The organism is Gordonia sp. BP-119, from assembly GCF_016924115.1.
In the GTDB taxonomy this organism is placed as follows: domain Bacteria; phylum Actinomycetota; class Actinomycetes; order Mycobacteriales; family Mycobacteriaceae; genus Gordonia; species Gordonia hongkongensis.
On the sequence record NZ_JAFFZF010000041.1, the window covers coordinates 1 to 22,762 of the forward strand.

Annotated in this window: 20 protein-coding genes; 13 read left to right on the forward strand and 7 right to left on the reverse strand. The window is 67.6% G+C overall.

The genetic code is table 11. From position 1 onward, the window contains the following. The first annotated feature begins 349 nt into the window (after positions 1-349). The 3 genes from JW364_RS19650 to JW364_RS19660 are packed head-to-tail and all read left to right on the forward strand — an operon-like array spanning position 350 to position 3,016. The gene (locus JW364_RS19650) at positions 350-1,249 is read left to right on the forward strand and encodes an ABC transporter substrate-binding protein (protein ID WP_205334149.1); all 900 of its coding nucleotides are present in this window, start codon (positions 350-352) and stop codon (positions 1,247-1,249) included. Position 1,250: 1 nt separating this feature from the next. After that, complete coding sequence (locus tag JW364_RS19655) at positions 1,251-2,213, forward strand: amino acid ABC transporter permease (RefSeq protein ID WP_205334148.1); 963 nt, start codon at positions 1,251-1,253, stop codon at positions 2,211-2,213. Then, on the forward strand, positions 2,210-3,016 hold the full coding sequence (locus tag JW364_RS19660) for an amino acid ABC transporter ATP-binding protein (RefSeq protein WP_272498183.1): 807 nt from the start codon (positions 2,210-2,212) through the stop codon (positions 3,014-3,016). Before JW364_RS19655 ends, JW364_RS19660 begins: the two co-directional genes overlap by 4 nt. A gap of 6 nt (positions 3,017-3,022) precedes the next feature. On the opposite strand, the gene JW364_RS19665 is transcribed toward JW364_RS19660, so the two are convergent. Further along, positions 3,023-3,886 carry a class I SAM-dependent methyltransferase gene (locus JW364_RS19665; RefSeq protein ID WP_205334147.1) on the reverse strand — a complete coding sequence of 288 codons (864 nt, stop codon included), beginning with the start codon at positions 3,884-3,886 and terminating at the stop codon, positions 3,023-3,025. A 17-nt stretch (positions 3,887-3,903) separates the two neighbouring features. On the opposite strand from JW364_RS19665, the gene JW364_RS19670 reads away from it, so the two are divergent. Next, positions 3,904-6,918, forward strand: coding sequence for a BTAD domain-containing putative transcriptional regulator (locus JW364_RS19670; RefSeq protein WP_240199346.1), 3,015 nt, complete (start codon positions 3,904-3,906; stop codon positions 6,916-6,918). Here the strand turns inward: JW364_RS19670 and JW364_RS19675 are convergent. Continuing rightward, entirely contained in the window at positions 6,868-7,965 is a 1,098-nt protein-coding gene (locus JW364_RS19675) for a trans-aconitate 2-methyltransferase (protein WP_205334146.1), read from the reverse strand. The genes JW364_RS19670 and JW364_RS19675 overlap by 51 nt on opposite strands. A gap of 17 nt (positions 7,966-7,982) precedes the next feature. On the opposite strand from JW364_RS19675, the gene JW364_RS24465 reads away from it, so the two are divergent. Continuing rightward, a complete protein-coding gene (locus tag JW364_RS24465) occupies positions 7,983-8,114 on the forward strand; it encodes a hypothetical protein (protein WP_275892329.1) in 132 nt (43 codons plus the stop codon). Between the two features lie 202 nt (positions 8,115-8,316). On the opposite strand, the gene JW364_RS19680 is transcribed toward JW364_RS24465, so the two are convergent. Continuing rightward, complete coding sequence (locus JW364_RS19680; protein WP_205334145.1) at positions 8,317-8,895, reverse strand: 2'-5' RNA ligase family protein; 579 nt, start codon at positions 8,893-8,895, stop codon at positions 8,317-8,319. 225 nt (positions 8,896-9,120) lie between these two features. Here JW364_RS19680 and rpsA point away from each other — a divergent pair, with 225 nt between their 5' ends. Continuing rightward, positions 9,121-10,599 carry a 30S ribosomal protein S1 gene (gene rpsA, locus JW364_RS19685; RefSeq protein ID WP_058251851.1) on the forward strand — a complete coding sequence of 493 codons (1,479 nt, stop codon included), beginning with the start codon at positions 9,121-9,123 and terminating at the stop codon, positions 10,597-10,599. Between the two features lie 409 nt (positions 10,600-11,008). Here the strand turns inward: rpsA and JW364_RS19690 are convergent, their stop codons facing one another. Further along, positions 11,009-11,641, reverse strand: coding sequence for an SWIM zinc finger family protein (locus JW364_RS19690; RefSeq protein ID WP_205334144.1), 633 nt, complete (start codon positions 11,639-11,641; stop codon positions 11,009-11,011). Beyond that, a complete protein-coding gene (locus JW364_RS19695; RefSeq protein WP_240199347.1) occupies positions 11,638-13,098 on the reverse strand; it encodes a DEAD/DEAH box helicase in 1,461 nt (486 codons plus the stop codon). The genes JW364_RS19690 and JW364_RS19695 overlap by 4 nt, the downstream gene beginning before the upstream one ends. A gap of 369 nt (positions 13,099-13,467) precedes the next feature. Here JW364_RS19695 and JW364_RS19700 point away from each other — a divergent pair, with 369 nt between their 5' ends. The 4 genes from JW364_RS19700 (at position 13,468) to JW364_RS19715 (ending at position 17,169) form a co-directional block, all read left to right on the forward strand. Beyond that, positions 13,468-14,214 carry a TetR/AcrR family transcriptional regulator gene (locus JW364_RS19700; protein ID WP_205334143.1) on the forward strand — a complete coding sequence of 249 codons (747 nt, stop codon included), beginning with the start codon at positions 13,468-13,470 and terminating at the stop codon, positions 14,212-14,214. Positions 14,215-14,305: 91 nt separating this feature from the next. Continuing rightward, positions 14,306-15,538 (forward strand): zinc metallochaperone AztD, encoded by a 1,233-nt coding sequence (gene aztD, locus JW364_RS19705; protein ID WP_205334142.1) that lies wholly within the window; start codon positions 14,306-14,308, stop codon positions 15,536-15,538. 126 nt (positions 15,539-15,664) lie between these two features. Next, on the forward strand, positions 15,665-16,561 hold the full coding sequence (coaE, locus tag JW364_RS19710; protein WP_205334141.1) for a dephospho-CoA kinase: 897 nt from the start codon (positions 15,665-15,667) through the stop codon (positions 16,559-16,561). A 137-nt stretch (positions 16,562-16,698) separates the two neighbouring features. Beyond that, positions 16,699-17,169 carry a hypothetical protein gene (locus JW364_RS19715; RefSeq protein WP_065632416.1) on the forward strand — a complete coding sequence of 157 codons (471 nt, stop codon included), beginning with the start codon at positions 16,699-16,701 and terminating at the stop codon, positions 17,167-17,169. Between the two features lies 1 nt (position 17,170). Here the strand turns inward: JW364_RS19715 and JW364_RS19720 are convergent, their stop codons facing one another. Further along, complete coding sequence (locus JW364_RS19720; RefSeq protein ID WP_137810693.1) at positions 17,171-17,764, reverse strand: DUF402 domain-containing protein; 594 nt, start codon at positions 17,762-17,764, stop codon at positions 17,171-17,173. 94 nt (positions 17,765-17,858) lie between these two features. On the opposite strand from JW364_RS19720, the gene JW364_RS19725 reads away from it, so the two are divergent. From JW364_RS19725 to JW364_RS19735, 3 genes are all read left to right on the forward strand, one after another. Continuing rightward, positions 17,859-18,524, forward strand: coding sequence for a hypothetical protein (locus tag JW364_RS19725; protein WP_240199349.1), 666 nt, complete (start codon positions 17,859-17,861; stop codon positions 18,522-18,524). A 20-nt stretch (positions 18,525-18,544) separates the two neighbouring features. Beyond that, the gene (uvrB, locus tag JW364_RS19730) at positions 18,545-20,701 is read left to right on the forward strand and encodes an excinuclease ABC subunit UvrB (protein ID WP_058251857.1); all 2,157 of its coding nucleotides are present in this window, start codon (positions 18,545-18,547) and stop codon (positions 20,699-20,701) included. A gap of 167 nt (positions 20,702-20,868) precedes the next feature. Continuing rightward, on the forward strand, positions 20,869-21,312 hold the full coding sequence (locus tag JW364_RS19735) for a universal stress protein (RefSeq protein ID WP_058251858.1): 444 nt from the start codon (positions 20,869-20,871) through the stop codon (positions 21,310-21,312). Between the two features lie 47 nt (positions 21,313-21,359). Here the strand turns inward: JW364_RS19735 and JW364_RS19740 are convergent, their stop codons facing one another. Then, on the reverse strand, positions 21,360-22,277 hold the full coding sequence (locus JW364_RS19740) for a hydroxymethylglutaryl-CoA lyase (protein WP_165629957.1): 918 nt from the start codon (positions 22,275-22,277) through the stop codon (positions 21,360-21,362). Positions 22,278-22,762 lie beyond the last annotated feature (485 nt).

Consider the following 22,762-nt stretch of genomic DNA (forward strand, 5'->3'; position numbering starts at 1 on the left):
CCGGCTCATCGGCATCCTCCACGGCTGCCTCAAACACCGCACCCTCTACAACGAACACACCGCCTGGAACCACCGCGCCAACCTCGCCGCTTGACACCTTGCACCCCTGGGATGTCTTCGTGGCTCGTCGCTTGCGCTCCTCGCACCTCAGGGAGCAGAGGGGGGCATCGCTTGCACAACATAGACCAGCGGTTTGTTGTTCTTTCGTTTTGGGAGCAATGGTTTGCGGGACTCTCGGATTGAGGGAGCGGAAACAGGCGCGCACACGCGTGAACGGTGGGTGGCGAGCCGGGGCGCGGCGGGCGAACTACAGTGAGTTGGTGCGATCGGCCGGACGAAGGGTAGTGGTGTGACGCGGGTGGCTCGTTGGCTCGGCGTCCTGCTCGCCGTCCTGGTCGTCGTAACCGGATGCGTGGACAACGAGGCGCGGGAGCGCGCCGGCCAGGTCGTCCCGATCGACGTCGACGTCGCGACCGTGCCGGAGATCGCCGCGCTGGTCCCACCGGAGATCGCGCGCACCGGACGCCTGATCGTCGGGGTCAACATCCCGTACCAGCCGAATGAGTTCAAGGACGCGTCGGGAAAGATCATCGGCTACGACGTCGACCTGATGAACGCCGTCGGCAAGGTGCTCGGACTCGTACCCGATTACAAGGAGTCCCAGTTCGACACCATCATCCCCTCGGTGCAGGCCGGGACCTACCAGCTGGGGATGTCGTCGTTCACCGACACCCTCGAGCGCGAGAAGCAGGTCGACTTCGTGACCTACTACAGCGCGGGCGTGCAGTGGGCGCAGGCGAGCGACAACGACGACGAGATCGACCCCGACAACGCTTGCGGCCTCCGAGTCGCGGTGCAGACCACCACCTACGAGGACACCGACGAGGTTCCCGCCAAGAGCGCGGCGTGTGTCGCTGCGGGGAAACCGGCGATCGACAAGGTTCGGTTCGACAGCCAGGACGAGGCCGTCAACGCACTGATCCTGGGCCGGGTGGACGCGATGTCGGCCGACTCGCCGGTCACGGCCTATGCGATCAAACGCACCGACGACCGTCTGAAGCCCGCCGGTGGGGTCTTCGACTCCGCGCCGTACGGGTGGCCGGTGCGGAAGGGTTCACCGCTCGCGCCCGCACTGCAGCGGGCTGTGCAGTACCTGATGGACAACGGACAGTACGAAGAGATCGCGGCCAACTGGGGCCTCGAGGAGGGCATGATCGATGTCTCCGTCATCAACGGCGCGGTGAGCTGACATGACGTCACCGCACAGCACCGCCGCGTCACCGCCGGGCGAACCCGAACCGATCCAGGCGGTTCCGCTCCGTCGTCCCGGACAGTGGGTCGCGGCGGTGATCATCGTCGTGTTGGGCGCGCTGTTCGTCTACGGTGCCGCCACCAACGAGGCCTACAGCTGGGGCACGTACGGCAACTATCTCTTCGACTCGCGCATCTTGTCGGGAGTCGGTTACACGCTCGCTTTGACCCTGCTGTCGATGACCATCGCCATCGTGCTCGGCGTCGTCCTCGCGATCATGCGGCTGAGCCCGAACCCGGTGTTGCGCGGCACATCGTGGGTGTACCTGTGGATCTTCCGCGGCACCCCCGTGTATGTGCAGCTGGTCTTCTGGGGCCTGTTCCCGGCGATCTACAAGCAGATCGACCTCGGCATCCCGTTCGTGCACCAGTTCGTGTCGCTCGACATCCAGACGCTCAACGCCGCGTTCCTGTTCGCGGTCATCGGACTCGGCCTGAACGAGGCAGCGTACATGGCCGAGATCGTCCGCGCCGGTGTGTCCTCGGTCGGTGAGGGACAGACCGAGGCGTCGGTGGCACTGGGTATGTCGTGGGCGCAGACCATGCGACGAACGGTGCTGCCCCAGGCCATGCGGGTGATCATCCCGCCCACCGGCAACGAGCTGATCAGCATGCTCAAGACCACGAGCCTGGTGGCGGCCGTGCCGCTCACCCTCGACCTCTACGGACGACAGCGGGACATCTCGGGCGTGATCTTCGAGCCGATCCCGCTGCTTCTCGTCGCGTCCACGTGGTACCTCGTCATCACCAGTGTCCTGATGGTGGGCCAGTACTACGTGGAGCGCTACTACGCGAAGGGCGCGACCCGGCAGCTCACGGCGCGGCAACTCAAGACGATGGCCGACGGCGCGGCCACGGCGCCCGGCGGCGCCGCCGGGCCGGCAGGGGGAGAGAAGGCATGAGTCCCGCAGAAGACACGGCCGCACCGGCCGCCGGCGGATCGCCGCCGCCCATGGTGGTGGCCGACCGGGTCTGCAAGAGCTTCGGTTCGGTCCAGGTCCTCAAGGGGATCTCGCTGGAGGTGGCGCGCGGCGAGGTGCTGTGTCTCATCGGTCCGTCGGGATCGGGGAAGTCCACGTTTCTCCGCTGTGTGAACCACCTCGAAGTCGTCAACGCCGGCCGGCTCTACGTCGACGGTGATCTGATCGGTTACCGGGAACGCAACGGCAAGCTCCACGAGATGAGTGCCAAGGACGCGGCGACCCAGCGACGCGACATCGGCATGGTGTTCCAGCATTTCAATCTGTTCCCGCACCGCACGGCCCTCGAGAACGTGATCGAGGCGCCGATGCAGGTGAAGCGTCAGTCGCGTTCGGAGGCGGTCGACAAAGCCCGCTACCTGCTGGACCGGGTCGGCCTGTCCGACCGGGCCGACGCCTATCCGGCCCAGCTGTCGGGTGGCCAGCAACAGCGTGTCGCCATCGCGCGTGCGCTCGCGATGGACCCCAAACTCATGTTGTTCGACGAACCCACCTCGGCGCTCGACCCCGAACTCGTCGGCGATGTCCTGAAGGTGATGCGTGAGCTGGCTGCGTCGGGCATGACCATGCTGGTCGTCACGCACGAGATGGGTTTCGCCCGGGAGGTCGCCGACCAGCTCGTGTTCATGGACGGCGGCGTCGTCGTGGAGAAGGGGAACCCTCGTCAGGTCCTCGCCGATCCGAGAGAACAGCGCACTCGGGAGTTCTTGTCGAAGCTGCTGTGAGCGCCGCTAGTCGGCCTTGTGGCTGCAGAAGATGGCTGTTCCCGGAAAGTAGCTGCCGCGCAACGGGCTCCATTGCCCCCAGGTGCGGTCGAAACCGTCCGGCCACTCGGGTTCGACGATGTCGTCGAGAACGAACCCGGCGGCCCGGAGTTCGCGAACACGGTCGCCGATGGTGCGGTGGTGCTCGACGTAGGTCAACGTTCCGTCGGCATCGGTCTCGGTGTACGGCGTGCGGCTGAAATAGGGGATTCGTACGGTCAGGCCCTCCGGCCCGGGATCGTCGAGGAACATCCAGCGCATCGGGTGGTTGACGGCGAAAACCCAACGCCCACCGGGTTTCAGGACTCGTGCGACTTCGCTCATCACTCCGGCCGAGTCGGCGACGAACGGTACCGCGCCGAAGGCCGAACACGCGGCGTCGAACGACGCGGCCGCGAAGGGCAGGGTCTCGGCGGTCGCCTGGACGAGCGGGACCCGCACGCCTTCCGCCGCCATCGCGTCGAGTCCGATGCCCAGCATCCGCCGCGACAGGTCGACGCCGACTGCGCGCGCGCCGTGCGCGGCCAGCCATCGGGCGCAGGGCGCCGAACCGCAGCCGATCTCGAGGATGTCCTGGTCCTCGATGTCCCCCAGGAGCCGTACATCGGCCTCGCGCAAACCCTCCGGACACCACACGAAATCCCCGCCCGCGGCATGGGCACCGAGGAAGTCGCCGTGCTCGACGTGATAGTTCTCCGCATCGTGATCCCACCACCACCGGCTGGCACGGTCACTGGTCGCGGAGTCGACCTCGCCGAGGATCCTCGGGGGACGGCTCGACCCCGGGCCGTTCGATGTGGTTTGTTCGGATTCCGCCTGGTTGGGGGACATCCTGCGATGATAAGGCCATGGTCTGTCTCACTCTGCTGGGTCCGGTGGACACACCGGATGACGCGGGTGTGTCCCGACCGCAGTTCGGCACCCCTCGCCTCCGCTGTCTGCTCGCCGCCCTGGCATTGCGCGCGAATGCGGTTGCCGATGTGGACTGGCTGACCGACATCCTGTGGGCCGACGCGCCGCCGGCCACACCTGAGTCGGCCCTGCACAACCTCGTTTTCCGACTGCGAACCACCTTGCGGCGACGTCAGGTCGACGGCCGTCTGCGAGTCGTCACGACCGCGCCCGGGTACACGCTCCTCGTCGATCGGACCGATGTCGACGCACTGCTCTTCGACGACACCGTGGCACGGGCCGTCGCCGTCGTCGATGCCGAGCCACAGCTGGCTGTCGATCTGCTCGACCAGGCCGAGAGTCTGTGGCATGGAACGCCATACGGCGAGTTCGCCGACTGTGCCTGGGCGCAGCCGGAGGTCGGGGCGCTCCTCGAACGGCGTGTCCTGGCCGCGGAGACAGCTGCCGATGCCCTGGTCACCCTCGGCCGTCCGGAAGACGCCTATGTCCGGTTGCTGCCCTTCGCCGATGATCATCCCTATCGCGAGGGGCTCCACCTCAGGGTCATGGCGGCGTTGTGGCGGACGGATCGCGCGGCCGAGGCGCTCGATGCCTACCAACGGTTGCGTCGACGCCTCGCGGAGGACCTCGGCACGGACCCGGCCCCGTCGGTCCGCGAACTGCATGCCCGCATCCTCGACGGGGACCCGCCGCCGCGCCGCGTCCGCGGCGATGGGCGGCCGGAACGAACAGTCGCGGTACCACATACCGAAATCGGCGCGGCGAACCATGATTCGGGCCAGCTGATCGGCCGGGATGCCGACCTGACTGGCCTGACGGCAACCGTGCGGGGACGCGGGGTCTTCACGGTCCTCGGCCCCGGTGGTGTTGGCAAGACGGCGCTTGTCCGGCACCATGTCCGGTCGCCGAGTGACCGTCCCGTCTGGTTCGCCGAACTGGCAGCGGTCGCGAGCCGCGACGCGGTGGTGCACCTGGTGGCTTCGGCGACGGGCCTGTCGATGCGTCGCGATGTCGCGGCCCTGGACGCACTCACCGGCGCGCTGACCGGTCGACGCGGACTGCTCGTGCTCGACAATTGTGAGCACGTCCTCGAGGCAGCGGTCGAACTCGTTGTCGCGCTGCAGGATCGGTGCCCCGATATCACGGTGCTCGCGACCTCACGGGTGCCGCTGGGAATTGCCGCCGAACAGATCATCTCCCTTGACCCACTTCCGGTGCCGGACGTGGATGCGGCGCCCGCCGCCATCGAGTCGTCGGATGCCGTCCGGCTGTTCTGTGTCCGTGCCCGGGCACGCGATCCACGCTTCGAGCTGAACGAGGCAACGGCGCCGGCGATCGCGGAGATCTGCCGACGGCTCGACGGCCTGCCGCTCGGCGTCGAGCTCGCGGCGACGAAGGCGCGCGCGATACCGCCGGCAGTGCTCGTCGACCGACTGCACTGGCGTTTCCGGGTCCTGCGCGGTCCGCGCGGGATCGCGCCCCGGCACCGGAGCCTGCACGCACTCGTCGACTGGTCCTATGGACTGCTGAGCGACTCAGCGCGTGGTCTGTTCGACGTCCTCAGCATCTTCCCCTCCCGGTTCGGACTCGACGATGCGGAGTTCCTGGCCGCGGCGACGGGAGTGCTGGACCGCGAAGACGTGGCCGATGCGATGGCCGAACTGGTCGACGCGTGCATGGTGTCGGTCGATCCGGGGGGCTACCTCCTCTTGGAGACGTTGCGTGCCTTCGGTATCGATGCACTGGCGAGTCGGGACGCCCTCGACGGTGCGCGGTGTGCGCACACCGCGTGGGTCGCGGATTGGCTCGGTCCGTTGGGGTGCGAGGTCTACGGTCGCGGACACCTCGACGCCGCGCGCCTGATCGATGAACGGCTCGATGACGTGCGGCAGGCGATCGACCATGCGAGTGTTCACGATCCCGCTCTCGCCGACACGATCCTGCAGGGGTCGATCCCCTTCCTCGAACTGACCATGAGTCCGGAGGTCACCGCATGGGCGCGGATGCTCATCGACCGTCACGACGACTCGTCGCTCGGGTCCGCGGTGTGGGCGGTGTCGGCCGGCGGTGCCCGCTTCGATGGCGACCTGCCGACCGCGCGGCGGTGCACGCGCCGGGGCCTCGACGCCGGCCCAGACCCGTCGGTCCGCGTCTACCTCCACATGATGCTCGTGGACATCGGCCTGTTTCAGGGGGATCTCGACACTGCGCTCGACGACGCGCGGACGTTCCGCGAACTCGCACTGGCGGCCGGGATGCCGGGGGCGGCGCACATGGCCGACATCAGTGCACTGCTCATCCGCGCCTACCGCGGCGAGGACGCGTACCCGGCTGCGCGGTCCCTCGAGATCGCCTGTGCCACAGCGGGTGAAGACGTTGTCGCGGCCTGGTGTCGCTACGTGTCCGGCGAGTGTCTGCTCGACGCCGATCCCGGGCGGGCGCGGCAACTCCTCGAGGGTGCCATCGAGTCCGCGCGCCGGCACGGTGACCGGTATCTGCTCGGGGTGGCGATGGCGTCGCGGGCGTCGATCGAGGCCCGTTCCGGCGCAACCGACGCCGCCGCCCGGTCGTACGTGGAGGTGCTCGAGCATTTTCGGCAAGCGGGAAACTGGACGAATCAGTGGGTGACCCTGCGCTCGGTGATCGACGTCCTGGTCGATCTCGGGCGGTGCGAACAGGCGGCTCTGATCCTCGGTGCCACCCGGCGAGCACACGAGGCGGCCGGGTCCGATCCGTTCGGGAACGACGTCGAGCGACTCGGTTCCGTCGAGAATCGAATCCGAGCAGCGTTGGGCGAGGCGGTGACGGACGATCTCGTCGCGACCGGTGCCGCCACGGCTCCGTCCGACGTCGTCGACATCGCCGTCACCTCGTTGCGCGCCGGGCGCGCACCGACGGGGTCAGGTCGTCAGCTCGTAGAAGCGGAAGAAGCTGAAATCCTCGATGGGTAGGACCGTCACGTCGGCGTAACCCGCGTCGTGCGCGTACCGACGCAGCGTCGACGGTCGGAACACCGTGCCGGTGGCCGCGGACGGTGGTGAACTCATCGAGTCCGGCAGACACACCAGCAACGAGAACCCGTACATGATCTTGTCGAGATCGTCTGCGGGACCGTCGAACTCGTCGGATACGGCTTCATCCATGACGATCAGGGAAGCTCCGGGCGCCAGTGCGCGCCGGACCGCGGCGAGGACCTCGACCGGCCGCGGCATGTCGTGTAGGCACTCGAACGCGAAGGCGGCGTCGAACGGGCCGTGCGCCGCCGCCTCGTCGCCGTCGGCGACGAGGAACGTCACGCGGTCGATGACACCCGCCGACTCGGCATGCGCACGGGCCATCCGTACCGACGCCTCGTCGACGTCGAGCCCGATGAAGGTGGCCTCCGGGTAGGCCCGTGCGAGTGCGATGGTCGAGTGGCCCGCTCCGAACCCGACGTCGGCGATCCGCGCCCCGGGCCGCGACAACCGCTCGTGCAGGGTTTCGACGCCGGCCAGCGCGGGCGCGAGGCGTGCGTCGAACCAGGGCCGGTTCAGATCGGCCTGGCACTCCCGCGCGTCAGCGCCCAAGGTTTCCCAGCTCACGCCCCCACCGTTCCGGTAGGCATCGAGCAACTCCGGGAGATGGCGTGCCGACGCCGCGAACATGCGGGGGAGCGCGCCGAGGTACGACAGGCTGGTGGTGTCGGTGAGTACCTCGGCGACGCCCGGCGAGATCGCGAAGGTGTGCGGCCGGGTGGTGAGGTCCGCGTCGAGAATGCCGAAGGCGCTCTGCATCTCCAGCCATTCCCGGGCATAGCGTGCGTTGGTGTCGGTTCGTTCGGCCAGCCCGTCGGCGGTGAGGGGGCCCGATTCGGCCAGGCATCGGTACCACCCGAGGCGCTCGCCGAGGTACACGCTCATGGTCTCGGCGGTGGCGAGCGTCGAACCGAAGAGTCGTTCGGCGAACTCGTCGGCGCTCGGTGCTGGTCGGTCGGTGGAGGATCTCAGTGTTTCGGTCATACCCAGATCATCGGGCCGTGGGCTCTCAAGTCACTCTCATCGTGATCTCGGAGGTCTTCACCCGGTGCCGGTGGGACGCGCTCGTCGCCGTGGCGACGACGTGGGTCACAACCTTCGACGACCCCGGTCCGAAGACCCTGCTTGGGTAACCTGAGCGCCGTGGGCGACCAGACTTGCCGATGCGGTCACGACCGATCGGCTCACGAGCACTACCGGACGGGTACGGATTGCGCGCTCTGCGGCGAGCGGTCCTGCCCGCGGTTCCGTCCGGACTCCCGGCTTCGTCGGCTACTCGGCGCGTTGCCGGGCCGACGGGGAAACGGCGGCTCCGCCGTCTGACCCGCAGTGCGATCAGCAGGCCCGCCCCGCGAGCACGACGTCGGTTCCCGCATCTGGATTCCAGCGTCGCAGTGCGGTGAACTCGCCGACGATCTCGGCGCGGATGTCGAGGATGTCGAAGGCGCGGACGAGCTGTTCGGCGTCCATCCGCCGCGCGAGGGTGACGTGCGGGGTCCACTGCCCGGGAACGGTGTGCGCGAACGGCATTCGGCGACCATCGGTCGAGGCTGTCGCCGTGTCGGCCGGCTCGGGGTCGACGAACTCGGCGGACAGCCGCGAGACCTGGGCGTGGACCGACAGTAGTTCGCTCGACGGCACCACGAGCCGCGCGAGCGTGGATCGTCGACCGCCGCCGAAGACGATCGGAGCGCCGAGCCGCATCCCCACCGGCAGGCGCATGGCGACCGCGGCCAGTGCCGCATCGGCGTTCCCGTCGATCCGGGACGCGGCCACCAGCGTCACGTGGGGCCGATTCGTCGGCGACGCGACGCGACCCTGATGGGGGAGTCCGGCTGCGGCGAGGGCGTCCCATTCGGCCCGAACCTGCTGGTCGGACGAGTCGTCGAGGAGGAGTTCGAGTGAGTGCGCCACGTGGGGATCGTCTCATCTCCCGTCGGGCCGCACGTCCTGGCGGCCTCGTGAGACGAGCCATTTGCCCAGCACAATGCCGCTGGAGTAGGCTTCTACACGCGCGTGTGCCCGATGACGCGCGGTTCGCACCTGCCCTGACCGGTGACAGGCCGGTCCAGGTGGTGTCGATCAACAGAGCTTTGCAGAATCGTACCTACTACACACCTGTCCGGAGCAACTCAACATATGTCGTCCCCCACGATCACCTCGCCGCAAGTAGCCGTCAATGACATCGGCACTGCCGAGGACTTTCTCGCCGCCATCGACTCCACGATCAAGTACTTCAACGATGGCGACATCGTGGAAGGCACCATCGTCAAGGTCGACCGGGACGAGGTTCTGCTCGACATCGGTTACAAGACCGAAGGCGTCATCCCTTCTCGCGAACTGTCGATCAAGCACGACGTCGACCCCAATGAGGTTGTCAACGTCGGTGACGAGGTCGAAGCCCTGGTCCTCACCAAGGAGGACAAAGAAGGCCGTCTGATCCTCTCCAAGAAGCGTGCGCAGTACGAGCGGGCTTGGGGCACCATCGAGGAGCTCAAGGAGAAGGACGAGGCCGTCAAGGGCACCGTCATCGAGGTCGTCAAGGGCGGCCTGATCCTGGACATCGGCCTGCGCGGCTTCCTCCCGGCATCGCTCGTGGAGATGCGCCGCGTCCGCGATCTGCAGCCGTACATCGGCAAGGAGATCGAGGCCAAGATCATCGAACTCGACAAGAACCGCAACAACGTGGTCCTGTCGCGTCGCGCATGGCTCGAGCAGACCCAGTCCGAGGTCCGCAGCGAGTTCCTGCACCAGCTGCAGAAGGGCCAGGTCCGCAAGGGCGTCGTGTCCTCGATCGTCAACTTCGGTGCGTTCGTCGATCTCGGCGGCGTCGACGGTCTGGTCCACGTCTCCGAGCTGTCCTGGAAGCACATCGATCACCCGTCCGAGGTCGTCGCCGTCGGCGACGAGGTCACCGTCGAGGTCCTCGACGTCGATCTGGACCGCGAGCGTGTGTCGCTGTCGCTCAAGGCAACTCAGGAAGATCCCTGGCGCCAGTTCGCCCGCACCCACGCCATCGGCCAGATCGTGCCGGGCAAGGTCACCAAGCTGGTGCCGTTCGGTGCGTTCGTCCGGGTCGACGAGGGCATCGAGGGTCTGGTCCACATCTCCGAACTGGCCGAGCGCCACGTCGAGGTGCCGGATCAGGTCGTCGCCGTCGGTGACGACGCGATGGTCAAGGTCATCGACATCGACCTGGAGCGTCGTCGGATCTCGCTGAGCCTGAAGCAGGCCAACGAGGACTACACCGAGGAGTTCGACCCCTCGAAGTACGGCATGGCCGACAGCTACGACGAGCAGGGCAACTACATCTTCCCCGAGGGCTTCGACGCCGAGACCAACGAATGGCTCGAAGGCTTCGAGAAGCAGCGTGAGGCATGGGAGGCCCGGTACGCCGAGGCCGAGCGTCGCCACAAGATGCACACCGCCCAGATGGAGAAGTTCGCCGCTGCTGCCGCAGAGGCCGCCAACGCCCCGACCGACTACTCGTCGGCGTCGGAGAGCCGCGGCGGATCGTCGTCGAGCAGCAGCTCGACCGGCGGATCGTCGGCCGGCGGTTCGCTGGCCAGCGACGAGCAGCTTGCCGCACTGCGTGAGAAGCTGTCGGGCAACGCCTGACACGCCTCGCTCACCGAGCACGATGAAGAAGCCCTCCCGGGAAACCGGGAGGGCTTCTCTCGTGTGTTGTGCTGCTCGCTGACAAGCCAGAACCGCTGACTTGGCTCGCTCTGCTCTGCAAGCCAAAAGAACGACCTGCCCCCTGCTCCCTGGGGAGCGCCCGGAGCTTGCGGAGGGCGCGTCACCGCCTGCTCCCTGAGGTGCGAGCGAAGCGAGCCACGAAGGGCTCCGCAACCTGTCTCATCAGGCCCTTCGTGGCTCGTCGCTGGCGCTCCTCGCACCTCAGGGAGCAATGGTTATGTCGTTCTTTCGGATTAGGGAGCGGTAGAAGGGCCCGCACCGCGCACAACGGCTCGTCCGTGGACTGCGAAAGAACCTCCGCGACCAGGGGTTATGCCGTTCTTTCGGATCAAGGAGCGGGGTGGCGCTCGGGGTCATCGGTCACGAACGGGGCAGCAGCTGCACGCCCGATCGTCCAGTAGTCGCGGGCGTCGAAGGTTGTCAGGGCCGCCCAGCGCAGCGGCATCCGGCTCGGTGGTCCATCCGGGTGTTCCGCGCCACCGGCGACTCCGCTGAGCCGTGCCTCGAAGTCGCGTAGGCGGAGGGCCAGCAAGGGCTCTCGATCGACGGCCGCGGCGAGTGCATAGAGCGTGGCGAGGATGTGCAGGCATCGATCGCCGCGGGCGCGGCAGGAGCAGTCGGCGACGTCGAGAACCGGCGACGACCACGACGCCGCTTCGATGAGGCGACGGTGCATGTCGTCGGTCGGTTCGGTGGACTCGCCGAGCACCTCCCGCAGCGTCGTCGCGGTCGCCGGGGACATGGCATCGAACTCGAGATGTGCCATCGACGCCTCGCCGCCACGCTGCACCAGACCGCTGACCGAACGTCCGTCGACGGTGAGCGTGACGCCGCCGTTGCGGGCGACACTGCGGGCTCGTGGTGCCGAGGCGTTGGGGCCACGCGCCGAGATCGGCTCGGCGAGCCGGACGATCTCGGCGCCCCAGCGGGTGAACCCGAATTCGGCAGGAGTGCTGGTCATCGCGCCTCCCGGTGACGCCGCAGGATGTCCATCAACCGCTCGTCGTCGAGGCCGGTCAGCTCGGTGAGAGCGGACGTGTCGTCCGCGTGCGCGCCGAGCGCGGACTTGCGCCGGTGCAGGCGATCGATGTGCTCTTCGAGGGATGTGGCCGAGGTGAGGGTGGTGATCGTGACGGGACGTTCCTGGCCGATTCGGTGCACGCGGTCGGACGCCTGGGCCTCGACCGCCGGGTTCCACCAGCGGTCGAAGTGGATGACGTCGCAGGCGCGCGTGAGGGTGAGTCCGACGCCGCCTGCTTTGAGGCTCATGACCATCAACCCGGGGCCCTCGCCCGACTGGAAGGCGGCGACGAGTTCGTCGCGACGGCTCGCCGAGAGACCGCCGTGGAAGAACGGTGCGTCGACCGCCAGTTGTTCGGCGAAGTGCCGGACGAGGAGTTCACCGGTTTCCCGGTACTGGGTGAAGACGAGCGTGGGGGAGCCGGTACGCAGGTTGTCACCGAGGATCTCCGTGCACACGTCGAGCTTGCCCGAGCGTCCCGCGAGCACCCGGGTGTCGCCGGTGACGAGGCCGGGATGGTTGCAGATCTGCTTGAGCCGGGTGAGTGTGGCGAGAATCCGTCCGTGTCGTTCGAATCCGTCGCCGAAGCCGGTGTCTTCCACGCGCGCGAGGTGAGCGTCGTAGAGCTGCGCCTGTTCGTCGGTCAGATCGACGAGCACCGGATTGGCGATCTTCGGCGGCAGCGCCGACGCCACGCGGGACTTGGTGCGCGCCAACATCACCGGCGCGACCGCCACCCGAAGTCGTCGCAGCGCGCCGGCGTCGCCGTCGTCGACGGCTTTGGTGAAGCGCCGCCGGAACACCGCCCGGTGAGGAAACAGTGCGGGCGCGACGACCCGGAGAATCGCCCAGAGGTCGTCGAGACTGTTCTCGATGGGAGTGCCGGTCAACGCGACGTGAGCCCGGCCGCCGACGGTGCGCGCCGCGCGTGACACCTGGGTGCGCGGGTTCTTCAGGGCCTGCGCCTCGTCGAACACGGCTGTGGCCCAGTCGAATCGACGGACATCGGCGATGCTCAGTCGCAGTCTCGCGTAGGAGATCACGGTGATCGAACCGGGCCCGTCCGGCGCATGCTCGAGGGGGCCGGTGTACACGTTCAGATCGGGCGCGAAGCGGGCCACCTCGTGACTCCAATTGGTCACGAGGCTGGTCGGGCAGACGACCAGCTGTGGTCCCTCGTGTGCCCGAAGCGTCAGCAGTCCGATCGCCTGGACGGTCTTGCCCAGTCCCATCTCGTCGGCCAGCACGGCACCGCCGGTGACCTCCGCGGTCCGGGCCAGCCAGGCGATACCGCGAATCTGATAGGGCCGCAGGTGGGCTCGCAGAGTGTCTCGCAGTATGTCCTCGGCGGCGAGACACTCCTGCAGCGCTGTACGGGCGAAGTCCGCAGTCGTCATCGCCGTCCCGGTGGGATCGATCTCGGCGTGTGCGGCGAGCGGCAGCGGTGTCGCGGAGTCGCCGGCGAGTGTGCGTCGCCACGCTTCGACCGACTCCGCGACACGGCTCGGATCACCCTGGTCGCACGCGGCCAGGAGCGCCGGGGGGTCGACGAGTTCGCAGCGGACGTCGCGAACGACGAGGTCGCGGCCGTCCGGGACCGCGAGACGGCAGCTGTCCGATAGGTTCCCGGCGTCGGATTGGTGGGAAGACCAGAGCGCGAACTGGTGCAGGTCCGGCAGATACGTGGCCTGAGTGGGCAGTGGACGCTCCTCTTGGTACGGTGTACGGAGTTGTTACTCAGTACACCGTACGGGAAAGGCGTCGCCGTGTCGACCGCAGATGATGCACGCACGCTGGTCCGACTGCTCTGGCGGGCCGAGGCTAGAGATGACGGCCCGCGGCGGGGGCCGCGGCAGCGGGTGTCGGTCGACGACATCGTGACGGCGGCGATCGACCTCGCGGACGAGCGCGGGCTCGGTGCCGTCTCGATGCGCGCCCTGGCCGCCGAACTCGGCGTCGGGCCGATGAGTCTGTACACCTACGTGCCGACGCGTGACGTGCTGGTGGCGCTCATGATCGATCACGTGACGGCACGGACTCCGATGCCCGGGTCGGCCCCGACCGTCGTCGAGTCCCTGGCGGGAGTCGCGCGCGCACTCCGTGCCGAGTGTCTCGACCACCCATGGCTGCTGGCGGCCTCGCCGTGGCGCCAGGTGCTGGGCCCGCACCGTCTGGCCCGGTACGAGCGGCAGCTCGAACTGCTCGAGTCGACCGACATCTCGGATGTGCAGCGAGACCACATCATCGCACTGCTCGGTGCCTTCGTGGCCGGCAACGCCCGCGAGGCGGTCGGGGAGCGGACGGCCGCCGAGGAATCCGGGATGAGCGACGCGCGATGGTGGGAGATCGTCGGTCCTGAACTCGCGGCGGTCATCCCCGATGGTGCGTACCCCCTGTCGGATCGGGTCGGCAGTGCGGTCGGAGAGATCCATCAGGCGCCCGGCGCCCCCGACGACGCCTTCGAATTCGGACTCGCCCGCGTGCTCGACGGGTTGCGGCCGTTGCTGTCCTGATGCCGGGGTGTTCGTGAGGAGCGGCTGTTGCGGGCCACCACCATCCCATGCGTTGTTGACAATGATTTTCATATCCATGTTCACTGTTCGGGTGTTTGCACAACGGACAAAACTGACCCGCTCTCTCGCGTTTCTCACCGCCGCGTCGTTCGCGCTCGTCGCCTGCGGGAGCGAGGATTCGAGCGAATCCGCGCCCGCCTCCAGCTCGGCCGCGGCCGTCGAGCAGCAGAGCGCCACGCCGCGCCTCGCGCTCAGCTACGACGGCGGCATCCTGATCCTCGACGCAGAGTCGTTGGAGCAGGTCGCGGACCTCCCGATCGACGGCTTCATCCGGCTCAACAGCGCTGACAACGGCCGCAACGTGTTCGTCTCGGAGTCGAACGGGTTCCGGGTTCTCGACATGGGTACCTGGACGCGTCAGCACGGCGACCATGGTCACTACTACACGACGACACCGGCCCTCACCGACATGACGTTCGGCGGTGAAGAGCCGGGACACGTTGTGCCGCATGACTCCCGGATCGCGCTCTTCACCGACGGTACGGGCCAGGTCGACATCGTCGAGCCCGCCGAACTCCTGCGCGGCAACCCGGCGTCGACCTCGTTCACCCTTCCCGAGCCGCACCACGGGGTCGCGGTGTTCCGTGAGGACGGCACGGTCGTCGTCACCGTCGGAAACGAGGACTCGCGCAGCGGGATTGCGATCCTCGATCCCGAGCGCAAGGAGATCGTGCGCAACGACCAGTGCCCGGGCGTGCACGGTGAGGCCGCCGGCGCCGACGGAGTCCTCGCTTTCGGTTGCGAGGACGGACTGCTCATCGTGAACGGGAACGACATCCGCAAGGTCGAGAGCCCCGACGAGTACGGCCGCATCGGCAACCAGGCCGGCAGCGAGGAGTCCCCGATCATCCTCGGCGACTACAAGTCCGATCCGGACGCCGAACTCGAACGGCCGACCCGGTTCTCGCTCACCGACACCCGCACCGGTCAGCTCCGGCTCGTCGACCTCGGCACCTCCTACAGCTTCCGGTCCATCGAGCGCGGTCCCGGCGGGTCCGCCGTGATCCTGGGAACCGACGGTGCCCTACACGTCTTCGACGCCGACACGGCGGCCAAGACCGCCACGATCCCCGCCATCGGCGCGTGGACCGAACCCGACGAGTGGCAGTCCCCGATGCCGAACGTCGTGGTGCAGGAGGGCATCGCCTACGTCAGCGACCCGGCGGCCAAGAAGATCGTCGCCGTCGATCTGAACAAGAACGAAAAGGTCGGCGAGGCGGACCTGCCGCACGAGACCATCGAACTGGCGGCCGTCACCGGCTGATCCATCAACCCGAGGAGACCTCGTCTCGACGTCGTGACCCGCTGAGGGTCATCGCGCGAGACGGGGTCTCTCGTGTCTGCGGGGCCCTTCCAACGTGTCGCAGACGAATTTGTCAGACTGGTGGGCGTGATCAGGCTTGGGCTGACCGGTGGCATCGGGGCCGGCAAATCGACTGTGGCGAAGACGTTCGTCGAGCGGGGCGCGTACATCATCGACGCGGACAAGGTCGCCCGGGAGGTGGTCGAGCCGGGATCCGAGGGTCTGGCTGCGCTCGTCGAGGCGTTCGGTCCGGACATCCTGGCCGCCGACGGGAGTCTCGATCGTCCGGCTCTCGCGGCGAAGGCCTTCGTCGACGACGAGTCGAGGCTGACGCTCAACGGCATCACCCACCCGCTCATCGGGGCGCGGACTCAGGCCATGCTCGACGACGCGCCGGCCGACGCAATTGTGGTGCAAGACATCCCGCTGCTGGTCGAGAACCACACGGCGCCGTTCTTCCATCTGGTCGTGATCGTGTTCGCCGAGGCCGACGTGCGGTTGCACCGGCTGACGACCATGCGGGGTGTCGCCGAGGCCGATGCCCGCGCCCGCATCGCCGCGCAGGCGACCGACGAGCAGCGTCGTGCCGTGGCCGACGTATGGCTGGACAACTCGGGCGCCCCCGAGGAACTGGCGGCATCGGCCGCCCGGGTCTGGGACGAGCGCCTCGTGCCGCTCGAGTTGAACGTCCGCGAGCGTCGCGTCGCCGAGTCGGTGCCCGGACTCGTGGCAGCAGAACCGAATCCCGATGGTCCGTCCGCGCGTCTGGTGAACCGATTGTGGGCGCTCGCCGGCGAACTGGCCACCGCGGTCGACATCGTCGACCCGGCGACGGTCGAGTTGCGGGTGACCGCACGTGACGCCGGCGCCGCGGAGGGCTTGGCAGATCGTCTCGCCGACGGTGGATTCGCACCGGCCGGACCGGATCAGTACGGGTCCTGTGACCCGGGGCGGCCGGCCGCGGTGCGGGTCGTGACACGCTGACCGGCGGTTGGCACAAAAACTGACTACAAACGTTGCCAAAATTGGCACTTGCTGCCCCGTCCGCTGCTAACTTGTGAGTCGCACGCCCCCGCGGTGGGGGTGGTCGCTGAGGACGAAGCCCAGGAGTGGAGTACAGCATGGTCGGTCGGGGAAGTCGGAGTCGCGCGCGGATTGCCAGTGGCGCAATAGCTTTCGGTGCAGTTGCGTGCGCAAGCGTGGCGCTGGCCGCGCCGGCGGAGGCGGCGCTGCAGGGCATCGCGGTGGACACTCTTCCGGGTTACGGCTCGTCGGCCAACGGCTCGTTCAACTACGGGGTGTACGGCGCGGGATGTTCCTACACACTGTCGGTTCTCGTCAGCGATCCGCGTTCGGCGAAGTCGAATCTGAAGGTCACCCTGGTGGGCGCCGGGCGCACGGTCACGATCTACGACCAGAAGCCCACGAGTGTCGAGATCCGGCCCAAGTGGCGGCCGTCGACGCCGGGCCGCTACCTGCTGAAGGCGACCCTCGACGGTGTCGAGAAGTCGAGGGCGGTCACGGTGGGCACCGGCGTCCAGCTCCCGGACTTCATCCGTAACGGATCGTGTTTCGTGCTACCGACGTACTGATCTACCGGGCCTCGCCGTGGCGGCGGTGGTCGTGGTCGCGAAAGGCCACCGCACCACCCGCCGCGGCGTCGAGCCAGGCCTGTATGTCGTTGCCGTGTTCCGCCGCGCCGACTAGTGCACGCGTGGCGATCTCGACGGCTTCGACGCACTGCGCGGTGTCGAGAAGTCCCTCACGGTGGGCCTCGAGCAGCTCGTCGGTGTCGAGCAGCAGGGGAGGGGTGCCCGGCACGTCGACGAGATCGAGGTACCAGTCCTCGGCATGCCACCGGCCGTCGTCGTCGGGGCCGGCGAACCGGCCGACATCCAGGTACAGGCGCTGCCCTTCGCGGTAGCCGCCTTGGTAGTGGAAGATGTTGGCGCGCAACCCCAAAGCGGGTAGCAGCCATGACTCCAGGTGGTCGAATCTGGGGTGCCCGGGAGCGTGGCGCGACATGTACAGCCCGAAGTCGGTGACGCGATACTCCTCGACCTCCCGGACGAATCCCTTGTTGTCGGTGTTCGTCATCGCCGGGACGTCGAAGACCTCGCGTTTGGGCGGGTGTAGCGGGTGCGGTGCTGACCCGGGGTCGGCGGTGCGCCCGCCATCGCTCGTCATGCTTTGAATCTAGACAGCCTCACCGACGATCTCAGGGTGAAAGCCCGAGTTCTCACCGATGCGTCCGACCGCCGGTCCGCGGGATGGTCGGAACATGAGGACTTTCGTCGCCGAACGGGGCCGTGGAGTGGCCCGCGAACGAATCACAGCGCGGCCGACCGTCAAGTGCGCACGGCACCTGCTGCTGTGGATACATGTGCTCTCGTCGGTCTGTTGGATGAGCCAGGCGCTCGCGATGGCGGTTCTGATGCTGAGTCCCGGGGACGGGGGCGCGGTCGCAGCACACGTCCTCGACACCACGGTCCTGGTGGTCTCTGCCAATGTGTCCGCGATGTCGGGATTCCTGCTGTCCGCGACGACGCCGTGGGGCTTCTTCCTCCACTGGTGGGTCCTCGTGAAGTTCGCGATCACGGTGAGCCAGCTCGTCGTCGGGATCGCGGTGCTCTCACCAGCTCTCGACTCAGCGGCGCGCGCCCGCGAAGTCGCGTCGGCCGGCCTGCTCGCGTCGACGGTCCTGATGGCCACGTTGATCGCGTTCCAGGGCTGGCTGTCGATCGCGAAACCGTGGTCGCGCGTGCCGCGCCGGTCCCGCGGCAAGGCGCCGGTTCCGGGCCCGGCGGTCCGGATCGCGGCGCCCGTCGCGGTCCTCGCCGACGTCGGGGTGTTCGTCGTCGTCGGCCAGCCGATCCCGCTGTGCTCGGCGCTCGTGCTCGTCGCCGCGCTCGTCGGACGCCGGTCCGCGGGAACATCGATGTCATAGGTCGCGTTTACCCTGGCACTATGGCTTTTGCAGCAGAACGCCCCGTCATCGCGCACTCGGAGTTCCGGCCGGTCGGCGAGATCGAGCGGACCGATGCCCGCCTGCAGGTCGTCAGCGAGTACGAACCGGCCGGCGACCAGCCCGCCGCCATCGAAGACCTCACCCGCCGGATCAAGGCCGGGGAGAAGGACATCGTCCTCCTCGGCGCGACCGGCACCGGAAAGTCGGCGACCACGGCCTGGCTCATCGAGCAGGTGCAGCGCCCGACGCTCGTGATGGCGCCGAACAAGACGCTCGCAGCGCAGCTCGCGAACGAACTGCGCGAGATGCTGCCCAACAACGCGGTCGAGTACTTCGTCTCGTACTACGACTACTACCAACCAGAGGCGTACATCGCGCAGACCGACACCTACATCGAGAAGGACTCGTCGATCAACGACGACGTCGAGCGCCTACGTCACTCGGCGACGTCGAGCCTGCTGTCGCGACGCGACGTGGTCGTCGTCGCCTCGGTGTCCTGCATCTACGGCCTCGGTACGCCGCAGTCCTATCTCGACCGGTCCGTCGAGATCGAGGTCGGTCAGGAGATCGATCGCGACGCCCTGCTGCGTCTGCTCGTCGACGTCCAGTACACGCGCAACGACATGTCGTTCACCCGCGGCAGCTTCCGGGTGCGCGGGGACACGGTCGAGATCATCCCGTCCTATGAGGAACTGGCTGTGCGCATCGAGTTCTTCGGCGACGAGGTCGAGTCGCTGTACTTCCTGCATCCGCTGACCGGTGACGTCGTGCGCCAGGTCGACTCGCTGCGCATCTTCCCGGCCACCCATTATGTTGCCGGGCCCGAGCGCATGGAGAAGGCGATGGCGAGCATCGAGCGCGAGCTCGAGGAACGACTCGCCGAGCTGGAGGGCAAGGGCAAGCTGCTGGAGGCCCAGCGTCTGCGCATGCGCACCACCTACGACCTGGAGATGATGCGTCAGGTGGGATTCTGCTCGGGCATCGAGAACTACTCGCGCCACATCGACGGCCGAGCCGCGGGGAGCGCGCCGGCCACGCTCATCGACTACTTCCCGGACGACTTCCTCCTCGTCATCGACGAGTCGCACGTGACGGTGCCCCAGATCGGCGGCATGTACGAAGGCGACATGTCGCGCAAGCGCAACCTCGTCGAGTACGGATTCCGGTTGCCTTCGGCGGTCGACAACCGACCGCTCACATGGGACGAGTTCGTCGACCGCATCGGACAGACCGTCTATCTGTCCGCGACTCCCGGGCCCTACGAACTGGGCCAGTCCAACGGCGAGTTCGTCGAACAGGTGATCCGTCCGACGGGACTCGTGGACCCGCAGGTCGTGGTGAAACCCACCAAGGGCCAGATCGACGATCTGGTCCATGAGATCCGCGAGCGAACCGATCGCGACGAGCGCGTCCTGGTGACCACCCTGACCAAGAAGATGGCCGAGGATCTCACCGATTACCTGCTCGAACTCGGTATCCGCGTCCGGTACCTGCACTCGGAGGTCGACACCCTGCGTCGTGTCGAACTGCTCCGCCAGCTGCGGTCCGGTGATTACGACGTTCTGGTCGGCATCAACCTGCTCCGCGAGGGTCTCGACCTGCCCGAGGTCTCGCTCGTCGCGATTCTCGACGCCGACAAAGAGGGCTTCCTGCGGAGCACCACGTCGCTCATCCAGACGATCGGTCGCGCGGCCCGCAACGTGTCCGGCGAGGTCCACATGTATGCGGACAAGATCACCGACTCGATGCGCAACGCCATCGACGAGACCGAGCGGCGTCGCGAGAAGCAGATCGCGTACAACAAGGCGAACGGCATCGATCCGAAGCCGCTGCGCAAGAAGATCGCCGACATCCTGGACCAGGTCTACAAGGAAGCCGAAGACGAGGCCGTGGCGGTCGGCGGTTCCGGACGCAACTCCAGCCGCGGACGCCGCGCACAGGGTGAGGTGTCGAAAGCCGGTAGTTCGGGGGTCATCGAGAAGCGTGACGTGTCGATGATGCCCCGCGCCGAGCTCGCCGACCTCGTGTCGCAACTCACCGACCAGATGATGAGTGCCGCTCGGGATCTGCAGTTCGAACTCGCCGGACGACTCCGCGACGAGATCGCCGATCTGAAGAAAGAGATGCGAGGGATGGACGCGGCCGGGATCAAGTGACGGCTTCGGGGTGGCAGCGTCGGGTTCACGATGTGCCGATCACCACGAACGGGGGACAGACGTGCCCGTGGCACACTAATGTCCCCGTGCAGGACCCCTGCATTGTGGGTATACGCGATGACGCCTCGCTGATGGGCAGCGAGGCGAATTCATGTCGAGAGGTTGGGATGAGCTCTTACGAAACCGTCGTCGTCGGAACGGACGGCTCCGAGTCGTCGATGAAGGCTGTGGAGCGTGCGGGTGCACTCGCGGGCGACGCTCAGTTGGTGATCGCGTGCGCGTACTTCCCGAACGAGCGCGGAGCCGGAGACGCCGCGGATGTCCTGAAAGACGAGGCGTACCAGGTCACCGGATCGACGCCGACCGAGGAGATCCTGCGAACCGCGAAGGAACGGGCCACCAAGGCCGGTGCGTCGAACGTGGTGCAGCGCCCGGTCAAGGGTGCTCCGGTCGACGCGCTCCTGCAGTTGGTGAGCGACGTCAAGGCCGATCTTCTCGTCGTGGGCAATCGCGGCCTGAATTCGATCGCCGGCCGGCTCCTCGGATCGGTCCCCGCCGATGTGGCCCGCAAGTCGGCGTGCGACGTGCTGATCGTCCACACCACCGGATAGTCGACGAAGGGTGTCCCACCGGTGCGTTCGCACCGATGGGGTCCCGCTCAGATGTCCCCGTCTGCGCGGACGGCCGGAAATGCTCCGGCACGTCCGAGGAGTGCGGGGACATTCTTGTCGAGGGCCCGGCCCAGCCACGCGGCGGTGTCGATCAGCCCCTGCATGTCGACACCCGTGATGACCTCGGACCGATCGAGTGCGTAGACGAGATCCTCAGACGCGATGTTGCCGGTCGCCGAGGGCGCGAACGGACACCCACCGAATCCGCCGACACTGGCGTCGATGGCGCCGGCACCCGAATCGAGCACGGTGAGAGCATTCGCGTAGCCGGTGTTCCGCGTGTTGTGGAAGTGCCAGCGCTGTGGAATACCGGGCGCACTATCCGTCGTGCGGGCGGCGAGATCGCGGACCTGCGCCGGAACCCCGACGCCGATCGTGTCGGCGAGAGCGATCTCGTCCGGGGCGGCCTGATCGGTCAACCGCGCCACGATGTCGGAGATCCGGCGCGGGTCGACCTCGCCCGTGAACGGGCAGCCGAACGCGACCGCGATGGTCACCGTCGTCGCGAGGCCGGCCGCGCGCGCGTCGCGCACCACGTCGACGGCCGCGGAAACGGTGTCCTCGACGCTGCAGCCCTGATTACGGCGGCTGAACGCCTCGGTGGCCACGACGACCGCGTTCACCTCGTCGACCGCGGAGGCGAGAGCGCGGTCGAGGCCACGACGATTCAGGACGAGCCCGATATAGGAGACACCGTCCACGCGGGGCACCCCGGCCATGACCTCCTCGGCGCCGGCCATCTGCGGTACGCGTTTGGGATTCACGAAACTCACCGCCTCGATCCGGCGCACGCCGGCGTCGACGGCCCGGGCGATGAACTCGATCTTCTCCTCGACGGAGAGCAGGGTCTGCTCGTTCTGCAACCCGTCCCGCGGGCCCACCTCGATCAACTGCACGTCTGACACCAGTCCGATCTTGCCTTGTCCGGCGCAGCGACTCCATCGATCGAGGCCCCCTCGCTTCGCTCCCGGCGCCGGTGTCCATTCGGCCCGCTCGCTTCGCTCCCGGCGCCGGGCGACGCCATGTCCGAGATGTCGTTCTGCCCCGGTGTCGGTCGAACGACCGAATCCTACGGACCCGGAACCCCGCCAGACGGTACGAGAGTGACCAGTGTGGCTCCAACGCACTCGGGTGATCCCATCTGTCACACCAGTTTTCGAACTCGTCTGATCGTCGGGAACGGCCGGTCGTGCGGGATGTATCACTTTCCGAAGCGGATGCGATGTACCGCGTATGATTCGTTGCTGTTCGACGATCGCTGCGGGGGGACGCGGGGGCGTCATCGTCGAGCGACCCAATCGCCGAAACCGACGTCGGACGACGCATGGATGACACTGTGTCCCACCGAGATGGGACTGGGGGAGACTGGCGCCCGGGGGCACTCCGCGCG